At 73.6% G+C, this 4,027-nt stretch carries 4 protein-coding genes; 2 read left to right on the forward strand and 2 right to left on the reverse strand.

Annotated features, from left to right (window positions below):
* Positions 1-134: 134 nt before the first annotated feature.
* Together ACWEF6_RS42750 and ACWEF6_RS42755 are read right to left on the reverse strand one after the other, a co-directional pair.
* Complete coding sequence (locus ACWEF6_RS42750) at positions 135-1,223, reverse strand: CU044_5270 family protein (RefSeq protein WP_449688173.1); 1,089 nt, start codon at positions 1,221-1,223, stop codon at positions 135-137.
* Positions 1,220-1,789 (reverse strand): RNA polymerase sigma factor, encoded by a 570-nt coding sequence (locus ACWEF6_RS42755; protein WP_449688174.1) that lies wholly within the window; start codon positions 1,787-1,789, stop codon positions 1,220-1,222. Before ACWEF6_RS42755 ends, ACWEF6_RS42750 begins: the two co-directional genes overlap by 4 nt.
* 105 nt (positions 1,790-1,894) lie before the next feature.
* Here ACWEF6_RS42755 and ACWEF6_RS42760 point away from each other — a divergent pair, with 105 nt between their 5' ends.
* Together ACWEF6_RS42760 and ACWEF6_RS42765 are read left to right on the forward strand one after the other, a co-directional pair.
* The gene (locus tag ACWEF6_RS42760) at positions 1,895-2,758 is read left to right on the forward strand and encodes a hypothetical protein (RefSeq protein ID WP_449688175.1); all 864 of its coding nucleotides are present in this window, start codon (positions 1,895-1,897) and stop codon (positions 2,756-2,758) included.
* Positions 2,759-2,837: 79 nt separating this feature from the next.
* A complete protein-coding gene (locus ACWEF6_RS42765) occupies positions 2,838-3,881 on the forward strand; it encodes a LacI family DNA-binding transcriptional regulator (protein ID WP_449688176.1) in 1,044 nt (347 codons plus the stop codon).
* Positions 3,882-4,027: the final 146 nt, after the last annotated feature.

Raw genomic sequence — 4,027 nt, forward strand, 5'->3', positions numbered from 1 at the left:
TCCGAAATCCGTTATTTTTTTTTTTTTTCCTGCTTTACTCCTTTTTTTTTTACTGTTGTGGCTTTTTTCCCCGTGGGGGCGGTGGGGGCGTTGGTTGCATCTGACGCACCGAACGCCACCGGAGAGCCGGTTCGCTACTTCGGCGGGGCCTCGCCGAGCCGTCCGGCCACGCCGGTCGTGATCGCGCTCGCGCCCAGTTCCGTACCCGGCTTGAGCCACGGCTCCTCGGGTTCCGCGCCGGCGATCGTGCGCTCGCCGATGAACCCGCCCGTCGCCGGGTCGATGATGAGCTGCCGGATCTCGTGCCGGTCGTCCAGCCCCAGCGCGACACCGGTCCGGCCGTCCAGGTTCGTCGATGCGGCCAGGACCGTGATGCCCGGGATCTTCGCCAGTGCCCGGTACCACTGCGCCCGCAGCGCAGCCGGCATCTGGCCCGCGCGGAGGATCTCGATGCCGAAGTGGAACATCGCCGACGGCGTCGAGCCACGGCCCTTCGTCAGCTGCTGCAGCTTCGCGTACAGCGCCGCCGGGTCGTGGGGCAGTGCCGCGTAGAACGCCGGGCTGTCCCAGTCGGTCGCGTCGCCGCACTTCTTGGCCGGCTTGGCCTTCGGGAAGAAGTCGCCGCAGCGGCCCTGCCACTGGCCCTGGTCCGTTGCCGTGAGCTCCGGCTCCGGGGCCTGCGACTGCGGCACCGAACCGCCGAGGAACTTCCCGGTGTGCAGGATCTTGCGCGTCTCCTGCCAGACGTCGTTCTCGTTCGCGGGGATCCAGCGGTCGATCTCCTGCTCCCACAGGTACGTGTAGCCCGTGCCGTCGCCGGTCTGGACGCCGCGTTGCACCCACGTGTGCTCGGCGACGTACCGGAACTGCCCCGGGCCGACGGGCTGGTCGGTCGCGCCGACGGTCAGGTCCGCCGCCCGGGTCAGCACCTGGACCGCGGACAGCAGGCGGACGTCCGGGGCCGTCGCGGTCGCAACCGTGGTCGCCGGCGGCGCGGCGGCCGGGCCGGGAGCCGGCGGCCGCTGCTGGACCACGACCACGGTCACCGCGGCCACGCCCGCAGCCACGGCCGCGATCGGCAGCGCGAGCCGGCGCCGGCGCAGCGGGACGGCCGGCTCGGCGTCGAGTTCGGCCAGCAGCCGGGCCCGGGCCGCGGTCAGGTCGGCCGGTGCGGTGCGGGCTTCGCGGTGGAGCAGCTCGAGGGTTTCGTCGAGCTCGTTCATGACTGGTTCTCCTCGGTGGGGACGAGCTGGGCCTGGAGCCGGTGGCGCACGCGGTGCAGGCGCGAGCGCACCGTGCTCGCGGGCACGCCGAGCGCCTCGGCGACTTCGGCCGGTTCGAGACCGGCCCAGGACGTGAGCAGCAGGACGTCGCGGTCCTGTTCGGAAAGTGCGGCGAGCTCGGCGGCCAGCACGCGCAGGCGCGCCGCCGCGTCGACCCGGCCGGCGACCGTGGTGTCGTGGTTCTCGGCCGGGCGGTCTTCGACCCCCGCCTTCGCGGTCAGCCGGAACCCGCGGACCTCCTGCCGCACGTGGTTGCGCAGCAGGTTGGTGGCGATGCCGTAGAGCCAGCCGCGGATCGGCGCCTTCGCCGGGTCGTAGCTCGCGCGTCTTCGCAGCGCGACGACGAACGTCTCCGCCACGAGGTCGTCGGCGACGTGCACGCCCACCCGGCCCGCGAGGTAGCCGCGCAGGGGAGGGGCGTACTCGTCGAAGAGCCGCGCGAAGATCTCCTTCGGATCCCGTACGGCGAGGTCGGGCCGGTCCAGCCGTTCGACGATTCTGGTCACGGTACTGGTTGTCGCGGCCCGCCGCGCCCGTCCCCGGCCACCCGTCCGGATGAGACGCACGCCACAATCCGGGAACACGACGGCGGCTTGCGGACAACACCCGGTATGCACAGGAAGAACGCGATGGTGCTCGCCGGGACGTGCGCCGCCGCGGTGGTGGCGATGCTGGCGGTCGCCGCCGCGGTGCGGCCGCCGGGGCCGGCCGAAGCCGGATCGCTGCCCGGTGTCCCGCCGCCGCTGACGACGAGCGTGGCCACGACGGCGACCGCGGCGCCGGTGCCGGCGCCGCCCACCGGTGTCGAGCTCGCACACCTGGTGCCCGGGAAGCTGAGCGTGCTCGTCCACGACCGCCAGACCGGCCGCGACCTCGTCGCCCACCGGCCGGACGCGCCCTACCCGGCCGCGTCGCTGGTCAAGCTGCTCATCGCGCTCGAAGCGCTGCGGCAGGACGAGCCCGCGGGCGTCGTCGCGGAGATGCTCTCGCGCAGCGACGACGCGATCGCGAGCCGGCTGTGGGCGAAACTGGGCGGCCCCGCGATCGTGACCGGCTGGGCCGCGCGGATCGGACTGCCTTCGACCCGCCCGCCCGCCGATCCCGCTCAGTGGGGCGGCACCGTGGTCACCGCGGCCGACATCGCGCGGTGCTACCGGTACCTGCTCGACGCCGCCCCCGTCGCGACCCGGCAGATCATCCTGCGCGCCCTCGACGGCACGGCCCGCCGCGGCGCGGACGGGTCCGCGCAGCTCTTCGGCGTCCCGGCCGCGGTCACCGCCACCGACTGGGCGGTCGACCAGGGCTGGTCGTGCTGCGACCCGGACCGCACCCTGCACACCAGCGGGGTGGTCGCCGGCCGCCGGTACGTCGTGGTCGTGCTGACCGCCCAGTCGGCCGCCACGAGCTGGGCGGACGGCACCCAGCGCGTCACGGCGGTCGTGAAAGCGCTCTCTCGTCCGTTCGGGTGGTCCTGACGCGGCGCGGGGCGTCCGGACAGCGTCGGTTCGGCGGTACCGTCTCGGGGTGAGACGGTACGACGTGGAGGGGGCCAGGGTGGTGGACCGGGCGAAGCCGGGGGAGCAGACGAGGACTCCCCTGCCGGGGCCGCGGCAGCCGAGCCTGGCCGACGTCGCCGGGATGGCGGGTGTCTCGCACATGACCGTTTCGCGCGTGGTCAACGAGAGCGGGCCGGTGCGCCCGGAGACCCGCGAACGGGTCCTGGCCGCCGTGCAGAAGCTCGGCTACCGGCCCAATACGGCCGCGCGGGCGCTGGTCACCGGCCGGTCCGGCACGCTCGGCGTGGTCGCGCTCGAGTCCAATCTCTACGGACCGGCGAGCACGCTCTACGGGATCGAGAACGCGGCCCGCGAGGCCGGCTACGGCGTGGCGATCTGCAGCGTGACGCGGCCGGGCCGGACGTCGATCGGCGACGCGGTGGAGAGCCTGCGGCGCCAGGCGGTGGAGGGGATCGTGGTGATCGCCCCGCACGTGACGGCCGGGCGCGCCCTCGAGGCGGCCCCCGCGGACATCCCCCTGGTGGCGGTCGGCGGCGGCGAGACGGCGCCGGTCCCGGTGATCTCGGTCGACCAGTACGACGGCGCCCGCCGCGTCACCGAGCACCTGCTGTCCCTGGGCCACCGGACGGTCTGGCACCTGGCGGGCCCCGAGGACTGGCTGGAGGCCCGCGACCGCGAGCGAGGCTGGCGCGAGACGCTGGAGGGGCGCGGCTTGCGCGTCCCGGCGGTGGTCCGCGGCGACTGGAGCCCCCGGTCGGGCTACGAGGCCGGCCGGGCACTGGTGGGCAAGCGCGGGCTCAAGGCGGTGTTTTCGGCCAACGACCAGATGGCGCTGGGCCTGCTGCGCGCGTTCACCGAGGCGGGCATCCGGGTCCCGGAGGACGTCCAGGTCGCCGGCTTCGACGACGTGCCGGAGGCGGAGTACTTCACCCCGCCGTTGACGACGGTGAGGCAGGACTTCATCGAGGTCGGGCGGCGGACGTTCGGGCTGCTGGAGGAGCGGATGGCCGGTGGGGACGCCGGGGCTCGGCATCTGGTGGCGGCCGAGTTGGTGGTGCGGGAGAGTACTCGGGCTCGGTGATCCCGGTTTCGGTCGGGTGTGTCTTGCTGCTCGAGCGTGCCGGTTGAGGGGTGTTTCACCCTTGGTGGTGTTTCGCGACCCCGATGCCCGATTGTGACTACGGCCGGCGGTGCCGTGTCAAGGCACGCTTTCCCGCCTTGACACGG

The organism is Amycolatopsis sp. NPDC004772, from assembly GCF_053601215.1.

Excerpts from the sequence above, each read along its gene's own strand:
- ACWEF6_RS42750 (WP_449688173.1), bottom strand. The coding sequence starts at position 1,223 with ATGAACGAGCTCGACGAAACCCTCGAGCTGCTCCACCGCGAAGCCCGC.
- ACWEF6_RS42760 (WP_449688175.1), top strand. The coding sequence starts at position 1,895 with ATGCACAGGAAGAACGCGATGGTGCTCGCCGGGACGTGCGCCGCCGCG.